The 15,236-nt window shown below is 39.8% G+C and carries 20 protein-coding genes; 12 read left to right on the forward strand and 8 right to left on the reverse strand.

The window, feature by feature from the left end:
* Positions 1 to 79: 79 nt before the first annotated feature.
* Complete coding sequence (locus N782_RS03045; RefSeq protein WP_036816013.1) at positions 80 to 469, reverse strand: ectoine synthase; 390 nt, start codon at positions 467 to 469, stop codon at positions 80 to 82.
* 225 nt (positions 470 to 694) lie between these two features.
* On the opposite strand from N782_RS03045, the gene N782_RS03050 reads away from it, so the two are divergent.
* Positions 695 to 1,186, forward strand: a complete 492-nt coding sequence (locus N782_RS03050; RefSeq protein ID WP_052111141.1) for a DinB family protein — start codon at positions 695 to 697, stop codon at positions 1,184 to 1,186.
* 47 nt (positions 1,187 to 1,233) lie between these two features.
* Here the strand turns inward: N782_RS03050 and N782_RS03055 are convergent, their stop codons facing one another.
* On the reverse strand, positions 1,234 to 2,793 hold the full coding sequence (locus tag N782_RS03055) for a glycine betaine uptake BCCT transporter (protein WP_272913637.1): 1,560 nt from the start codon (positions 2,791 to 2,793) through the stop codon (positions 1,234 to 1,236).
* Positions 2,794 to 2,982: 189 nt separating this feature from the next.
* Here N782_RS03055 and N782_RS03060 point away from each other — a divergent pair, with 189 nt between their 5' ends.
* Positions 2,983 to 3,420, forward strand: a complete 438-nt coding sequence (locus N782_RS03060; RefSeq protein WP_036816015.1) for an Hsp20/alpha crystallin family protein — start codon at positions 2,983 to 2,985, stop codon at positions 3,418 to 3,420.
* Between the two features lie 62 nt (positions 3,421 to 3,482).
* Here N782_RS03060 and N782_RS03065 read toward each other — a convergent pair whose 3' ends face one another.
* Positions 3,483 to 3,944, reverse strand: coding sequence for an Hsp20/alpha crystallin family protein (locus N782_RS03065; protein ID WP_036816016.1), 462 nt, complete (start codon positions 3,942 to 3,944; stop codon positions 3,483 to 3,485).
* A 43-nt stretch (positions 3,945 to 3,987) separates the two neighbouring features.
* Between N782_RS03065 and N782_RS03070 the strand changes: the two genes are divergently transcribed.
* From N782_RS03070 to N782_RS03080, 3 genes are read left to right on the forward strand one after another with little or no spacing between them, the layout of a single operon-like run.
* Positions 3,988 to 4,188, forward strand: coding sequence for a hypothetical protein (locus tag N782_RS03070; protein WP_052111142.1), 201 nt, complete (start codon positions 3,988 to 3,990; stop codon positions 4,186 to 4,188).
* Entirely contained in the window at positions 4,188 to 4,535 is a 348-nt protein-coding gene (locus N782_RS03075) for a hypothetical protein (protein ID WP_052111143.1), read from the forward strand. Before N782_RS03070 ends, N782_RS03075 begins: the two co-directional genes overlap by 1 nt.
* Position 4,536: 1 nt before the next feature.
* On the forward strand, positions 4,537 to 4,827 hold the full coding sequence (locus N782_RS03080; RefSeq protein WP_036816023.1) for a hypothetical protein: 291 nt from the start codon (positions 4,537 to 4,539) through the stop codon (positions 4,825 to 4,827).
* Here the strand turns inward: N782_RS03080 and N782_RS03085 are convergent.
* On the reverse strand, positions 4,824 to 5,075 hold the full coding sequence (locus tag N782_RS03085) for a hypothetical protein (protein WP_036816024.1): 252 nt from the start codon (positions 5,073 to 5,075) through the stop codon (positions 4,824 to 4,826). The two genes, N782_RS03080 and N782_RS03085, sit on opposite strands and share 4 nt — an antisense overlap.
* Positions 5,076 to 5,084: 9 nt before the next feature.
* Positions 5,085 to 5,330, reverse strand: a complete 246-nt coding sequence (locus tag N782_RS03090) for a hypothetical protein (RefSeq protein WP_036816026.1) — start codon at positions 5,328 to 5,330, stop codon at positions 5,085 to 5,087.
* 166 nt (positions 5,331 to 5,496) lie between these two features.
* Between N782_RS03090 and N782_RS21740 the strand changes: the two genes are divergently transcribed.
* From N782_RS21740 to N782_RS03105, 4 genes are all read left to right on the forward strand, one after another.
* Positions 5,497 to 5,643 carry a hypothetical protein gene (locus tag N782_RS21740; protein WP_202595662.1) on the forward strand — a complete coding sequence of 49 codons (147 nt, stop codon included), beginning with the start codon at positions 5,497 to 5,499 and terminating at the stop codon, positions 5,641 to 5,643.
* Between the two features lie 212 nt (positions 5,644 to 5,855).
* Positions 5,856 to 6,470: an NAD(P)-dependent oxidoreductase gene (locus N782_RS03095; protein ID WP_036816029.1), complete on the forward strand. Its 615-nt coding sequence runs from the start codon at positions 5,856 to 5,858 to the stop codon at positions 6,468 to 6,470.
* Between the two features lie 128 nt (positions 6,471 to 6,598).
* Complete coding sequence (locus tag N782_RS03100) at positions 6,599 to 7,819, forward strand: MFS transporter (RefSeq protein WP_036816031.1); 1,221 nt, start codon at positions 6,599 to 6,601, stop codon at positions 7,817 to 7,819.
* 99 nt (positions 7,820 to 7,918) lie between these two features.
* Complete coding sequence (locus tag N782_RS03105) at positions 7,919 to 8,266, forward strand: hypothetical protein (protein WP_036816032.1); 348 nt, start codon at positions 7,919 to 7,921, stop codon at positions 8,264 to 8,266.
* Between the two features lie 349 nt (positions 8,267 to 8,615).
* On the opposite strand, the gene N782_RS03110 is transcribed toward N782_RS03105, so the two are convergent.
* Both N782_RS03110 and N782_RS03115 read right to left on the reverse strand, forming a co-directional pair.
* Complete coding sequence (locus N782_RS03110) at positions 8,616 to 9,971, reverse strand: UDP-glucose dehydrogenase family protein (RefSeq protein WP_052111152.1); 1,356 nt, start codon at positions 9,969 to 9,971, stop codon at positions 8,616 to 8,618.
* A 77-nt stretch (positions 9,972 to 10,048) separates the two neighbouring features.
* Entirely contained in the window at positions 10,049 to 11,191 is a 1,143-nt protein-coding gene (locus tag N782_RS03115; protein ID WP_036816034.1) for a glycosyltransferase family 4 protein, read from the reverse strand.
* Between the two features lie 246 nt (positions 11,192 to 11,437).
* On the opposite strand from N782_RS03115, the gene N782_RS03120 reads away from it, so the two are divergent.
* Entirely contained in the window at positions 11,438 to 13,051 is a 1,614-nt protein-coding gene (locus tag N782_RS03120; protein WP_036816035.1) for a gamma-glutamyltransferase family protein, read from the forward strand.
* Between the two features lie 77 nt (positions 13,052 to 13,128).
* Here N782_RS03120 and N782_RS03125 read toward each other — a convergent pair whose 3' ends face one another.
* A complete protein-coding gene (locus N782_RS03125) occupies positions 13,129 to 13,575 on the reverse strand; it encodes a hypothetical protein (protein WP_036816036.1) in 447 nt (148 codons plus the stop codon).
* 173 nt (positions 13,576 to 13,748) lie between these two features.
* Here N782_RS03125 and cysK point away from each other — a divergent pair, with 173 nt between their 5' ends.
* Together cysK and N782_RS03135 are read left to right on the forward strand one after the other, a co-directional pair.
* Positions 13,749 to 14,684 (forward strand): cysteine synthase A, encoded by a 936-nt coding sequence (gene cysK / locus N782_RS03130; RefSeq protein WP_036816040.1) that lies wholly within the window; start codon positions 13,749 to 13,751, stop codon positions 14,682 to 14,684.
* 70 nt (positions 14,685 to 14,754) lie between these two features.
* A complete protein-coding gene (locus N782_RS03135; protein WP_052111144.1) occupies positions 14,755 to 15,234 on the forward strand; it encodes a DinB family protein in 480 nt (159 codons plus the stop codon).
* Positions 15,235 to 15,236 lie beyond the last annotated feature (2 nt).

The raw sequence follows: 15,236 nt of genomic DNA on the forward strand, positions 1-15,236 counted from the left end.
TCGAGAATTGCATTTTATGAGCCAGATTCTTGATTTATGAGCGACAATTTAAATTTATGAGCGAGCTTCCAATTAAGTACTATTCCTCCTCAACAAGTGGATAAACGCCGTTTTCATCATGGATCTCTTTACCTGTTATAGGAGGATTGAATACGCACACCATTCTCATGTCCGTTTTTCCTCTTAAGTAATGTTCATCATGTTGGTCGAGAGCATACACGGTCCCGGTTTGGATAGGATAAACCTTCCCATCAGATACCGTTTCGACCTCTCCTTCCCCTTCAATACAATAGACAGCTTCCAGATGGTTCTGGTACCAAATATGGGTCTCCGTTCCAGCTTTGATTATAGTGTCATGCATAGAAAATCCCATGTGGTCTTTTTTTAATAGAAGACGACGACTCTCCCATGTGTCTCCTTTAACCTCCTGCTCAGTACCAATGATGTCCTCTAACTTAACAATTTTCATAAAAATGACCTCCTAATTTTTCAAATAGTTCAGACATTATAACTACTACTCTATCGATATCCCTTAGCTTAATCAAGTGAGATCTATTTTAAGGATTAGGTATGGAGCTAAATTATACGCTCTTTACTCTTGATGAAACAGAAGGGAAACGTTCAGGTCTTATCGAAGAATACACAAGTGAGCAAACATAAATAAAAGGAGTGACACACTATCTTAAATGAAGAAATGTTGTTTCAACAATTATCATTTGTACGCATGAGAACACTAGCAGCCCTTGATGCCACTAGGGAGGATATGGCTGATGTACAACCTGAGGGATTTCAAAATACAATTCGCTGGAACCTAGGGCATATCTATACTGCCCAAGAAAACCTGATACACCGTTTCATCGGAGAAGAGCCCACACTCCCTGCCCATTATGTAGAACTCTTTAACGCAAATACTAATCCATCTATGTGGGAAGCATCACCTCCTTCGCTCCAAGAACTTCGCGAAAATCTAGCTGAGCAAACAGAAAGATTGAAGCAAACTTTTCAAGGGCGCTTGTACGAAGAAGGAGATAAACCCTTTCAATTAGGTGAAAACGTCACGTTTACCACCCTAGCTGAGATTGTGAATTTCACTATTTGGCATGAGGGATTACACCAGGGTACGATTACAGCATTAAAACGTGCTCAAGGCGAAGAGCAGCTCTTTGCAACAACAACTAAAAAATAACCAACACAAAAGCCCCCTTGGTTTTATATGAACCAAGGGGGATCTTCTTATGAAGACATCGATTGATTGGATTTTTGCTCATCTTTTGTACTAGAAGAGTTTTTCGTTTGATCAATTAATATGGCCTTGTCCTCCACAAGAGCCTTATAGAGCGAGTACATCATGAGCAGCATAATGACCGAGAATGGGAGTGCCGCTGTAATTAAAGCATTCTGCAATCCTTGTAATCCTCCCGTGTACAGAAGAATTGCTGCCATGGATGATTGTGCAACTCCCCAAGCGAATTTCACCGTCTTTGGTGGATTTAAAGAACCATTTGTACTTTGCATACCCAGTACAAACGTCGCTGAGTCTGCAGATGTTACAAAGAATGTACCGATTAAACACAAGGCTATTATGGACGTTACAATCCCTAACGGATATTGAGTAAGCGTTCCAAATAATGCTTGCTCTGGTGCTAGACCTGCAATGTCCGCTCCAGCTTGTTCTAAGTTAATCGCCGACATTCCGAATGTTGCAAACCATAAAAAGCTTACTAGCGGTGGTACAATGAGTACGCCCATCAAGAACTCACGAATGGTACGCCCTCTTGATACCCGAGCAATAAAGATTCCTACGAACGGAGACCACGCTATCCACCATGCCCAGTAAAATATAGTCCAGTCTTGAATCCACGTTTGATTTTCATCATTCGTTGGAGAAAGTCGAAAGCTCATTTGTGCAACATCATTAAAATACGAACCAATAGTATCCGTGAAGACATTCATTATCTTCAATGAAGGTCCTACAACTAACATGAATGCAAATAACAAAAGCGCTAAGAACATATTTGCATTACTTAAGTACTTAATCCCTTTACTTAATCCGGTATAAGCAGAGAACATAAATAATACAGTTACAATACCAATAATCAGAAGTTGTACCCAAAACTCGTTAGGTAAATCAGTTAAGAACGTTAATCCACCATTGATTTGAGCAGCACCAAACCCTAATGTGGTAGCTACCCCGATAACCGTCGCAAATATGGCTATAACATCAATTATCTTTCCAATTGGTCCTTTAACCTTGTCTCCTAATAAAGGGTACAAGGTCGCACTAATTAAACCAGGCGCATCTCTCTTAAACTTAAAATATGCCAATGTTAATGCTACTAAGGCATATATGGCCCATGCATGTAATCCCCAATGGAAATAAACATATTGTACTGATTCCTGTAATGCTGCAGGTGTTCCTGCTTCTGCTGTTGGGGCGTTATTGGAGTAGTGAGAAACAGGCTCAGCTACCCCCCAGAAAACTAGTCCAATTCCCATACCTGCACTAAATAGCATAGCGAACCATGTAGGCATACTATATTCAGGTTTTTCATCTGCCTTCCCTAGCTTCAAGCTACCGTATGGGCTCACAATGATAAACAGACAAAACAATACGAATAAGGTAACGATTAATAAGTAATACCACCCAAAATGAACACTTATAAAACTACGAATGGATGAGGTAACACCTTTTAAATTTTCAGGAGATAGTACCCCCCAAACAACGGATATTGCAGACATAGCAATTGCTATCCAGAATACTAAGGTGACTTTCTTCGATAATGGATTTGTCACAATCATACTCCTTTCAGAAAGTAATGCCTTTAAGGTTGGTTTGAGTAAACTCAAAGGATCTTGGCTAATACGACTGGATTTTTATGGAGTAACATAATATACCTATACCCATTAAGGGGGAATATAAACAATAGAATCATTTCATGATATAGCTATTCCTTCATATAAATAAATAAGAGAGGTGGTTATATGAAAAGGGATAAAAGCAGAGTGAACTGGGATCAATTTTCAAAAAGCGTAGAACAGGTTCTTGGGGAAGATTTTTGGGATGAGATGCATCATATGATTCCCAAGCGTGGGCCAGCCTATGATATGTATGAAACAGACAACGAAGTCGTTATCGTAATCGAAATACCAGATCTTAGATCAGCTGAAGAAATAACGCTAAAACAACATGGAACAGACTTATTGTTACAAGGTGCATTGGCATATCGGTATCCTATCCCTAAAGAGGAATTACTTCATGAAGAACGCTTACATGGAAAGTTCAAGCGAACCATTCACATTCCATTCCACTTCACATCAAACGACATCCATACATCCTATAAAAACGGCTTATTAGTCATTCATGTGAATAAACCGGCCACACCTGATGGAATTCCCATCACCTTCCAAGAGGAAGAATAATGATAAGAAAGCATAGTATGCTGCAAATATAAAAAACAACAGTACCTCATGAGATACTGTTGCTATGATTGAATATAGATGTCTCGAGATGAGTCATCGCCCTTTTTCATGAGCCTCACTTCAATTATGCCATCTTTATATTGAGCACTATACTGTTTACTGTAAGGTTGTTCAGGAAGTTGTATGGCCTGGGTTTCCCCTCCCGGCAGACCAGTTATAATGAGCTTACAGTTTCCTAAGGAAATCGACAATTCATGAACAGAAACCGTGTCAGGTATTTCTATTTTCACAATATAATATTGGTGAAGCTCTACTAGTTCATAGTTCAATTTATTGGATTTTGATTCAATTACATCTTCATTGTGTTTTTGTGGAACATAGCTTCCATTAAGTGATTGTTGAATTGTACGCTGAATATAGGAATCTATTGTTTTCATATCCATCATGTCTGGTAATTGCCCATTCCATTGATGGGTATTACCCATTTTGTTTAACTGCGATAATATATCAAATAAATGCTTCAACCTTGGTCAATCCTTTCCATTTAGTTTGAAGGAGGTGTAGATAATGAAAATCCAATTTCAGAATTTCTCCATCGATCAGTTAAGCGAATCTTCTGCCGTCTTCTCCGGTGATAATTTTCAGACCAACTTCTCCACCTCCACACGTCGTAATGAAGGTAATGGCTCTATTAATGGAGATAAGAATATTCATATAAACAACAAACACATCATTATGAAAAACACAGATCAACAGGATGATTCCTAATGTTTTTTTTCAAGAAAAAAGAAAAGCAGTTAGAGGAGACAATACAACAATTACAAAGACAAATATTAGAACTGCAAAAGTCGATTAGTACTGAGCAACAAAAAGGAAATGAATTTCATTTTCATATTCAACATGTAGATATCAAAGATCCTACTTTAGAACAGTTAACCTTCTCTCTAGAATCCTTAGATATTGAGGAACTAAGTGGTGCACTAAACGTTGGAAATAACTTTGGAGTATCTGTAGATACCCCTGAAAAGAAACAACAATCACAACAACAAAATCAACAGGTTTCTACAACCAAAAAAGGATACTCAGTGTCCTTTCCAACAAGTAAGGAGGGTTGAAATGGACTGTCCTTCACCTAATTTTTTTATTGGAACCATACGGATTGGAACAGTTGAAGGCGCTTCTTGTGTGAACTTTGGAAATAACGCACCTTCCCATTTTGAAAGTTATAAAAAGCATTCTCAGGGCTTTGGCTCAATTACTGGAGATGGGAATAAAACAGAAGGGGTTCGCTCATTGTTACAAGATGCAGCCTTTATGGATATGATGACCAATCAAGGACCTAAAAGTGAGCAACCTGAATGGGTCCAACAGTGGATGAAGAAGAAAATGGAAGAGGAGCATGATTAAGTCTCCTCACCTTTTTTCTCCGCCTCTTTGTAGTTATTTGAGACCGTTTTAATTGGTGTATCTACAATATCATTATCATCTACAATATTCAGGTTATGAGCGATAACATTCCCGTTCCCAACAACCAAACCGATGCCGTTATTCATTTTAAAATTTGTAGACCAATTTGCTTGGTAATTTGAACCGGTAAATACTCCACTATTCATCTCCATATTGTTTATGTTTATCGAATCAAATTGAATATGCATATAGAACCTCTAATACTGAATGTTTGGCTGAGGGTTTACAATCTCTGGGTTCGTAACTGGAACATCTACAACATCATTATCCATAATAATGTTTACATTGTTTGGCATCACTACAAATCCGGCGGATATCCCTGCAGCGTTATTGCTTTTCCCTTGCCAAGACCAGTCTGGTTGGTTATTTTGTCCTGTTGTTATCGTAGAATTATCACTAAGCTGATTAGCAGCAATTTGATTAAAAACAATAGATATTGGCACAATCTCACTCCTCACTATTCGTCATGTTGTATCGTATTCAGTTATACATTTATTGTGCTGTTTGCCTAAGGGGATGATAAAAGAGTTTTTAGTTTTATCACATGATCTCCCCTTGCATATTTGTGTGTGAGGCGTATGATTAAGGATGAAATAAGGAGGGATTACTATGGCATGGCTTCACATAGCACATTCCATGCGTTTTGTCATAATAGGGTTATTTTCCTTAACAGCTGCTAGTTTATTTACTTTTCAATCTATCGAAATCATTCAAGCATTCTCGGAATTATTCGCTGATTTATTTAAGCGTAGATAAGGAATAGGAATGGGTCTATTCACAAGGAATAGACTCTTTTTTTTTAGGAAATTATAAAATTCAATGCTTGTGTACACTAAAAAAGTGAAGTGGCCACGTCCAGCTCCAGCGCCTACCCCCTCGGGATGACCAAGGCGCTTGCGCTTTTGTTCTTACATAATTTTAAATGATTGCTATAATGGAAATACAAATAATCGTCAGGAGGTCTTTATGTGAACATTATTGTATTTGGTGCAGGAGGGCGTACAGGACAAGAGGTTGTCAAACAAGCATTAGACGAAGGTCATCAAGTAACAGCATTCTTAAGAACACCTTCAAAAATAAGCCTCAAACATCCTAACTTAACTATTCAAGAAGGAAATGCTCGTGATGAACAAGCTGTATGGAAAGGTGTAGAAGGACAAGATGCCGTTATATCTTGCCTCGGCACAGCTGGTCGTAAGAAATCAACGAACCTCTCGAATAGTACAGCGAATATTATAAACTCTATGAAAGGACACGGAGTTGAACGGATTGCTTATATGGCTTCTGCAGGTATTCATAAAGAAATTCCTGGTGTAACAGGAATTATGGCAGGCATCATTTTAAGAAACGTTCTAGCAGACCATAAAAATGCCTACCTTCAACTAAAAGACAGCAACCTTAAATGGACCGTAGCTAGACCCTTACGTTTAGATAATGGCCCTATAACTCGGGAATATCGTACATCTGATGAAGGTGTACCATCAAAAGGAAAGAAAATTTCGCGTGCTGATGTAGCACACTTTTTAATCAAAGCTGTAAAAGAAGACACCTTTGTCTCAAAATCTATTGGACTAGCTTATTAATATAATGGTTGGGAAAGATAGCCTACGTGGCTATCTTTTTTTGTATAAGAAGTTCTGATTTGTTATAGTGAAGTTTATATTTAGATACTCGAAATAGTTTCCTTGGATGAAAGAAGGGTTTTTTACAAATGAATACAGAACACCTTGCAAAACGAAATTTGCTAATCATGTGGTTTGCAAACTTCTTCATTGCAGGAAGTATGACGATGGTTATGCCTTTTCTGTCTTTATACATTGAGACATTTGGTAACTTTTCTGATCCATATGTACAACGTTGGTCCGGATTAACCTTTGGGATAACCTTCTTCACAGCTTTTATTTTTTCGCCTATATGGGGAAGGATTGGTGATCATTACGGGCGAAAGATAATTCTCGTCCTATCTGGCATCGGTTTAGCACTATGTGTGTTTCTTATGGGATTTGTCACTTCTGTCCTGCAATTATTTATTTTACGCCTGTTTATGGGTGTGTTTACTGGATTTATCTCGACCTCACAGGCGTTAATTTCGACGCAAACACCGAAAGACATTTCAGGAAGAGCTCTTGGCACACTACAGACTGGAAATGTCACTGGTAGTTTAATGGGGCCGTTATTCGGAGGAGTGCTAGCTGATACGGTAGGTTTTTCAAGTACATTTCAACTAACCTCCATCTCTTTATTTATAGCAGCGATGTTCGTTCTTTTAGGGATTCAGGAATACAGAATCGAGACAGAAAATGAGTCCGCGCAGCCCTATTCACGAAAAGAAGTTATACATTATATTTTAACTCATCCAGTTTTGTTAACCGTTATGATTGTATCCATGTTTGTGCAAATCGCTCACTTCAGCATCCAGCCCATTTTAGCTCTTTATGTAAGTGAATTACATGGACCTGTTAATCTAGCATTCTACTCTGGTATTGCCTTTTCTATTGCAGGATTAGGTAATCTGCTTATGGCTCGAAAATGGGGTAAGATTGCTGACTCTATTGGTTATGAAAAAGTTCTTGTCTTCTTGCTTTTGGCATCTGGAATCATTTATTTACCGGGAGCGTTTGTGGAGAACATTTGGCAGCTTGTTGCCCTCCGTTTCTTACTAGGGATTACCATTGGCGGGATTATCCCAGTTCGAACAGCTTATATACGCCAAGTTGCCCCTGTCTCAATTCAAGGCGAAGTACTTGGCTACAGCACAAGCTTACGTTTCCTGGGAAATATTATCGGACCTGCTTTAGGAGGATTACTTGCTAGTGCGTATGGCTTCACCTCCGTTTTCTTTACGACAACCGCGTTATTGCTTATAGGTGGATTTAGCTTTGGTCTGATTCTACAAAAACAACCTAAAGCTATCGGAAAATATAGCTCGTAAAAAATGGCGCAAATTCCCAAGTGAACAGACACCCAAAACGATATAGATTTCACGAACACTTTGGTGTAAGAACATGCAACTATTCAAAGGAGGAATTTCATGTCTTCTTACACAGACGAGACAAATCAACAACAAACGACATCTATAGATAAGCATAATCCCGCCACTTCACACACAAAAGACAAGACACCTAAGAAGCCATGGTATAACCAGGGATGGGTGTGGCTAATTGTTACGGCTATTGGACTAAGCGTCTTGTTCTTTCTACTTCGTGGTGTCATTGATCAATTAAGTCAATTAACACAACAAACTAGCGAGCAAACGAAAGCTCTTCAAGACCAAACGCAAGTGTTACAAAATGTAAAAGATGCTATCAATCAACTAGCTATGAAAGTACAAGCTTCCGCAACAAAAATTGCAGATGCTATTAAAGAAACCACTGCTTAAGTATGGTAATAGATTCATCAAGTAATATACTAAAAGGGCTTGGAACTTGATGTTCCAAGCCCTTTTGCTATACCTCTAGACCCTCGTTATCTTGAAAATTAGAGTTCGTATTGCGCTCTTCCATTCTCTTATGCTCTCTATGAACTACTTTTGCTCTCTTCACTTCCTCTTATGCTCCCTTCCTCTCACCCCCACCCTAGTCGAACCCAAGTCTTATAGATTATGCCTCTCTACTAGAACAAGAAACCAATAAAAAACGCAAAAGGAATTTTTACATTGAACTCCCTTTTGCGTTTCCTATAGTAATTACTATTGTATAATCGTCTTCCGTCTCTCTTATGTGCATACCTTATCCATGTTCACTCAAAAAGTTTTGAATGTATAAATATTTATTCAAGTCTACTTCCCCGACCACTGGGCGCCCTATTGAATGGTATTCTAAATAGGCTTCTTGTACTGCTTCTAATGTATAGCAATTTCGACCATCGAATACGATTGGCACTCTCATATGTTCTGAGTATGTGTTTAGTGGCAGCTGCTTAAATTCATCCCATTCTGTAATAATAAGAGCAACATCTGCTTCTTGTAGGGCCTCTACTACAGAATTTGCAAATTCAATATTTAGCACTTTAGCTGCGTTGGTCATGGCAATTGGGTCGTAGGCTGTTACATAGGCACCTTCTTGAATAAGTTCATTGGCGACTACTACAGAAGCTGCTTCGCGAATGTCATCCGTATTTGGTTTAAAAGCTAATCCAAGCATTGCCACTCGTTTGCCATGTAATGAGCCTAATCGCTCTTTAGCTTTTTTCACTAGTAAGAGTTGCTGGCGATTATTTACGTGAATGACAGATTCAAGTAAATCGAATTTGTGCTCTACATTTCCAGCAATTTGGACTAAAGCGTTTGTGTCCTTAGGAAAGCAAGAGCCGCCATATCCAATGCCAGCCTGTAAAAATTGAGTCCCTATTCTTCGGTCTTTCCCCATTCCATATGCTACATCTTCTATGTTTGCGCCTACTTTTTCACAAATAGAGGAAATTTCATTGATAAAACTAATCTTTGTAGCCAGAAACGCATTCGACGCATACTTAATCATTTCCGCACTCCGAATGTCCGTTTTTACTACAGGCAATTTTAAACGACGATAAAGTTCTTCCACGAGTAAAGCAGCATCTTCATTGTCTGCTCCAATAATAATACGGTCTCCATGGAACATATCATACACAGCAGATCCTTCCCGCAGAAATTCCGGATTCGATACAACATCCACTTGCCCCAATTCTCCAACGTGTTGATTAAAATATTGTTGTATGCTTTCATTTGTTCCCACTGGTACTGTACTCTTGTTCACAACTACTACATCTCGATTGATATGCTGGGCAATATCATTCACTGCCCTTTGCACATATGATAAATCTGCAGAACCATCTTGTTGCTGAGGGGTACCAACTGCAAGAAAGATAACATCCATATTTCGAATCCCCCATGCATGATTGGTGGTGAATGTTAGCCGCCCCTCTTCAATGTTCTTCTTCATTAGATCTTCTAATTGCGGCTCATATATCGGTGAATGTCCTTTACGCATTTGACTTACTTTTTCTTCGTCTACGTCTATACAAATGACATGGTGACCAAGGTCAGCAAGACACACTCCCGTCACTAAGCCTACATATCCCGTCCCTACTACAGCAATATTTTTCATAAGGTTCACCAGTCCCTTTCCTATGTGTAATCAGCGTTACTCGTAAGGACCTGTATGATACAGTTAAATCATTGCCCCTATAAAGCAACAGAGCGTTCTTCAAGTTGAAGAGCCTTTTCATACTGATCTAATAAATCCTCAAAAATAGATGACCATGAACGCTTTAGTGCATATTCTCTTGCTTCATAGCTCATCCTCTTTAATTCACTTTCATTGTCCACTGCATTGGAGATGGATGCTACAAACTCATCCACTTCTCCTGGATTGCATAAAAACCCGGTCTGATTATGAGAAATAATCTCTTGAACTCCCCCTGCTCTCGCACCAATTGCAGGAGTTCCACAAGCAAGGGATTCCAATACGACATTTCCAAATGTTTCAGTAGTAGAAGGGAAAACAAATAAACTTGAAGCTCCGTACACTTCTGCAAGATTCTCTCCATTCAAATATCCGGTAAAACTCATATTGTCTGGTGCTTGCTTCTTCATGTCATTGGCCATAGGTCCATCCCCTACAATCAACCAATGTACTTGATCTTTTATGTGGTCAGGAAGCTGTTCTGCCGCTTCCATCAATGTATGCAAATCCTTCTCGGGAGCAAGTCGGCCAACATAGGATAAGATGTGTGGAGCTTTTATATTGTATCTAGAGCGTAAAGGTTCAGCATCCTGAAGTGGTTTGAATTTTTTACAATCAACTCCACGACTCCAAATTCCAACGTCGTGAAAACCGTGCTTTAGGAGTTCATGCTTCGTTTCTACAGAGGGTACAAATGTGGTTCGGAATGATTGATGAAACCAGCGCATATATTTCCATATCCATTTTGATAGAAACTGTAGGTCGTAGTACTTTAAGTAACGGTCAAAGTGAGTATGATAGGATCCTACAATTGGTATGTTCAATTTTTTACCATAATACAAACCACTTAGGCCTATATTAAATGGCGTAGCGATATGGATTAAATCTGGCTGAAATTCTTCTAGTTGCCTGCGGATATGACTCATCTTCGGAAATGAGAAACGGCACTCTGGATACAAGTAAAAAGGTACACTTGTAAAACGGTGGATCTGATTGGAGAACAGATCTTCTTCCTTCGTCTCGGGAACAAATAATCGATACTCAATACCTTGTTCATCTAGATAATCTACAAACAATTGAAACGTCCGCGCAACTCCGTTTACCTGAGGGGTAAACGTATCCGTAAAAATAGCGATTTTCATCAGGATTCCCCCTTTTCCTGAGTCAACATTCGTATTTTCTTTCCCCAAGACCTAACGTCAATTTATGCTTCTAGTATATAAAGTCAATGTGTTGCTAATATCAATTAATTGTAAATTTTCAAACAAAAAATATAAAAAATGCTTTACATATATGAAGTTCAATTCCAAAAATAACAAGGGCTTTTGTCATTCATTATCGAATAAGAATTGGAGCATATGTTTACATAACGAGAGGAGTTTTTATCCATGCTTCACTTTGATTCATTGTATTCTCCATATTCATCAAGGCGTACAACAACAGTTGCTAATCAGGGGATGGTCGCCACATCCCAGCCACTTGCCGCTCAGGTCGGTCTAGACATAATGAAACAAGGTGGTAATGCGATTGATGCCGCAATTGCTACAGCAGCTACGTTAACTGTCGTAGAGCCTACTTCAAATGGAATTGGCGGTGACGCTTTTGCCTTGGTTTGGACGAAAGATAAACTTCATGGCTTAAACGGTAGTGGACCCGCCCCAAGCTCCATATCCATTGATAAAGTAAAGGCTCAAGGATATGATGAAATGCCTACACATGGATGGGTACCTGTCACAGTCCCAGGAGTACCTGCTGCTTGGGCTGAGCTATCTGATCGCTTCGGTAACTTGTCATTCAAAGATCTTTTAGAACCTGCTATCCACTACGCTGAAAAAGGCTTCCCCATCTCCCCTACATTAGGAAAGTTTTGGAGAGCAACTTACGAAGCTTTCAGGGAAAAGCTTACGAACGAAGCCTTTACATCATGGTTCGAAACATTCGCCCCAAATGGCAGAGCACCTTATGTTGGGGAAGTATGGAGTTCTCCTGATATGGCTCAAACATTGCAGTCCATTGCAAATACAAAGGGCGTATCTTTTTATAAAGGGGATATAGCGGATCAAATTGCTTCTTTTTCTGAACAATATGGTGGATATTTACTGAAAGAGGACCTGGCTAACTTCTCCCCTGAGTGGGTAGATCCGATATCCATTCCTTATAAAGGCTATGACGTATGGGAGATTCCCCCAAACGGACAAGGGTTAATTGCCCTACAAGCCTTAAATATCTTGAAAGGGTATGAACTTACCGAAAAAGAGTCAATCGACACCTATCATAAACAAATAGAAGCAATGAAACTCGCCTTTACTGATGGGAAGACATATATTACCGAGGAAATGAACATGTCTGTATCTGCGAAGGAATTACTATTAGAGGAATATGCTGAGGAAAGAAGGAAGCTTATAAAAGATACCGCTGGCACACCTGAACCTGGTACTCCACCAAAAGGCGGCACCGTTTATCTTGCAACAGCTGACAATGAAGGAAATATGGTTTCTTTTATTCAGAGCAATTATATGGGATTTGGGTCTGGTTTGGTCGTACCAGGAACAGGTATTGCACTTCAAAACAGAGGTCATAGCTTTTCGTTGAATCCTCACCATGATAATGCATTAGAAGGCGGTAAGCGCACCTACCATACCATCATTCCAGGATTTTTAACGAAAGGAAAGGATCCTGTTGGTCCTTTTGGTGTTATGGGAGGATTTATGCAACCGCAGGGACACCTTCAGGTCATCATGAATACGATTGATTTCCATATGAACCCACAGGCAGCTCTGGATGCACCACGTTGGCAATGGGTCGAGAAGAAAAAGGTCGTGGTCGAACCATCATTTCCATCTCATATTGCAGAAGCTCTTGCTCGTAAAGGTCACCACATTCAACTAGAGCTCGAAACAGGCTCTTTTGGGCGAGGTCAAATCATATGGCGCGATTCTAATACCGGCACTTTATATGGTGGTACAGAATCGAGAACAGACGGCACGATCGCAGCTTATTAAAGAAGTACTTGAGTTAGAAATAGGAAGCCATCCCCTATTAAAATCCCCCTCTTCAAAAACTGAAGTGGGGGATTTCACTAACTGATTTCCATCTCATCTAATATAGGATAAACAGCCTCTATTCCTTTGTCCGCAACCAAACAGCTCACCCCAAGTGGCGTTTCCCAAAATGAATCTGGAATGACTGGATTTTTCAACCCTGCAGCCGAAAATAATGCACGGTAAATCCTTTGCAGGTGTTGTTGTGTGACAGCTCGATCTCGCTCTTTTTCTCCCCGTGCAAGCAAAAATACATATCGCATGGACTGAAATAAGTTATCTCCTGGCATAAAGGTGTATGCCTTATATAGTTGCATACGATCTTCAACTTCTTGTTTGACTGCATCTTTTGCAGCTAAATCTTCTAAATGTTCATAAACATGACGATATACTTGTTGGAACACGCGCCGTTTCTCTTCTTGCATCACATCATCTGTATATATTTCTTTCATAGCGTCATAAGCAGTCTCTGGAGTCCATGTCATCTAACCATCCCCTTATAATTGTAAGCGTTTACGTTAATTGTAACAGAGATTTTCCAATTGTGAGGGATTACTGCTTCATGTCCAGACTAACGTTCAAAAAAGTCTAAGACATGAGTACTCTAAGGGGTTTATGTTAAACTTATAAGAAACGAGGTTATGTAGGGAGTGACATCATGCGTGTTGTAAACAATATGGCAGAATTAATCGGAGATACCCCTTTAGTGAAACTAAATCGCATCAACCCTCAAGGTGGTGCAGATGTATATGTGAAACTAGAAATGTTTAACCCGAGCGGAAGCGTAAAAGACCGCGCAGCTTATAATATGATGGTGGAGGCTGAGAAAGCTGGAGACTTAAAAGAAGGATCTACTATAATCGAGCCTACTAGCGGAAATACAGGTATTGGACTTGCAATGAATGCAGCAGCCCGTGGATACCGGTCCATTTTGGTGATGCCAGATACGATGACTCAAGAACGAATCAACCTATTAAAAGCTTATGGTGCTGAGGTTGAGCTAACACCCGGCGCTGATAAAATGCCTGGCGCAATTAAGCGTGCTGAGGAATTAGCTAAAGAAATTCCAGGAAGTTTCGTTCCTATGCAGTTCAAAAACACCGCAAACCCTGACGCACACCGTAACACTACTGCTACGGAAATTATTGAAGCAATGGATGAGCTAGGTAAACCATTATCCGCATTCGTTTCCACTGCCGGTACTGGTGGTACGGTAACAGGTACAGGCGAAAGCTTAAAAGAGCATTATAAAGATATGACCGTTCATGTAGTAGAACCTGAAGGCTCCCCCGTCCTTTCTGGAGGGAAACCAGGTAAGCATAAGCTTGTCGGAACAAGCCCTGGCTTTATTCCTGATATTTTAAACCAGGACGTATATGATGAGATTTTCAAAATATCAGATGAGATTGCCTACGATATTACACGACGCTTGGCTCGTGAAGAAGGTATGTTAGTAGGACCTTCTGCCGGAGCAGCTTGCTATGCTGCAATGGAAGTGGCAAAACGCAAAGAACCTGGTGAGGTAGTTGTTGTTATTGCACCAGATACAGGGGAGCGCTACCTATCCGGTGATTTGTTTCGATTTAACGAATAATGGATGATAGAGAGGTTAACAAATGTTAACCTCTTTTTAATACCATTTTTTATATTTGAGGAGGTTAATGGTGAAGGAAGAGATGATTTTTAAACAGATGGAATTTGTACGAACACGCACCCTAAAAGCTTTAGAAGCAACAACAGAAGAGCAGGCCGATGTCATCCCTGAAGGATTTAACAATTCGATTCGATGGAACTTTGGACACATATTAGTGAACCATGAGAACTTGCTAGCTGGTTTTCTTCAAAAAGAGAAAGAAATCCCATCCCACTACATTGACTTATTTAACGCTCGTACAAGTCCACGAGATTGGCAAACAGAGCCACCTTCTCTAGATGAACTACGCATGCATTTGTCCCAACAGATAGAAGCGATGCGCACCCACTATCAAGGACGTCTTGAAGAAGAACGAGAATCCCCTTTCAAACTAGGCTCTATTATGGAGTTCTCCACTTTAGGTGAGCTTTTCACTTTTTCAAACTGGCATGAAGGCCTTCACCAAGGAGCCATCACAAGCCTGAAACGCGCCCAAGGAATAGAGAAGTGAAC

This window comes from Pontibacillus yanchengensis Y32, assembly GCF_000770635.1.
GTDB classification, from domain to species: Bacteria; Bacillota; Bacilli; order Bacillales; family BH030062; genus Pontibacillus; species Pontibacillus yanchengensis.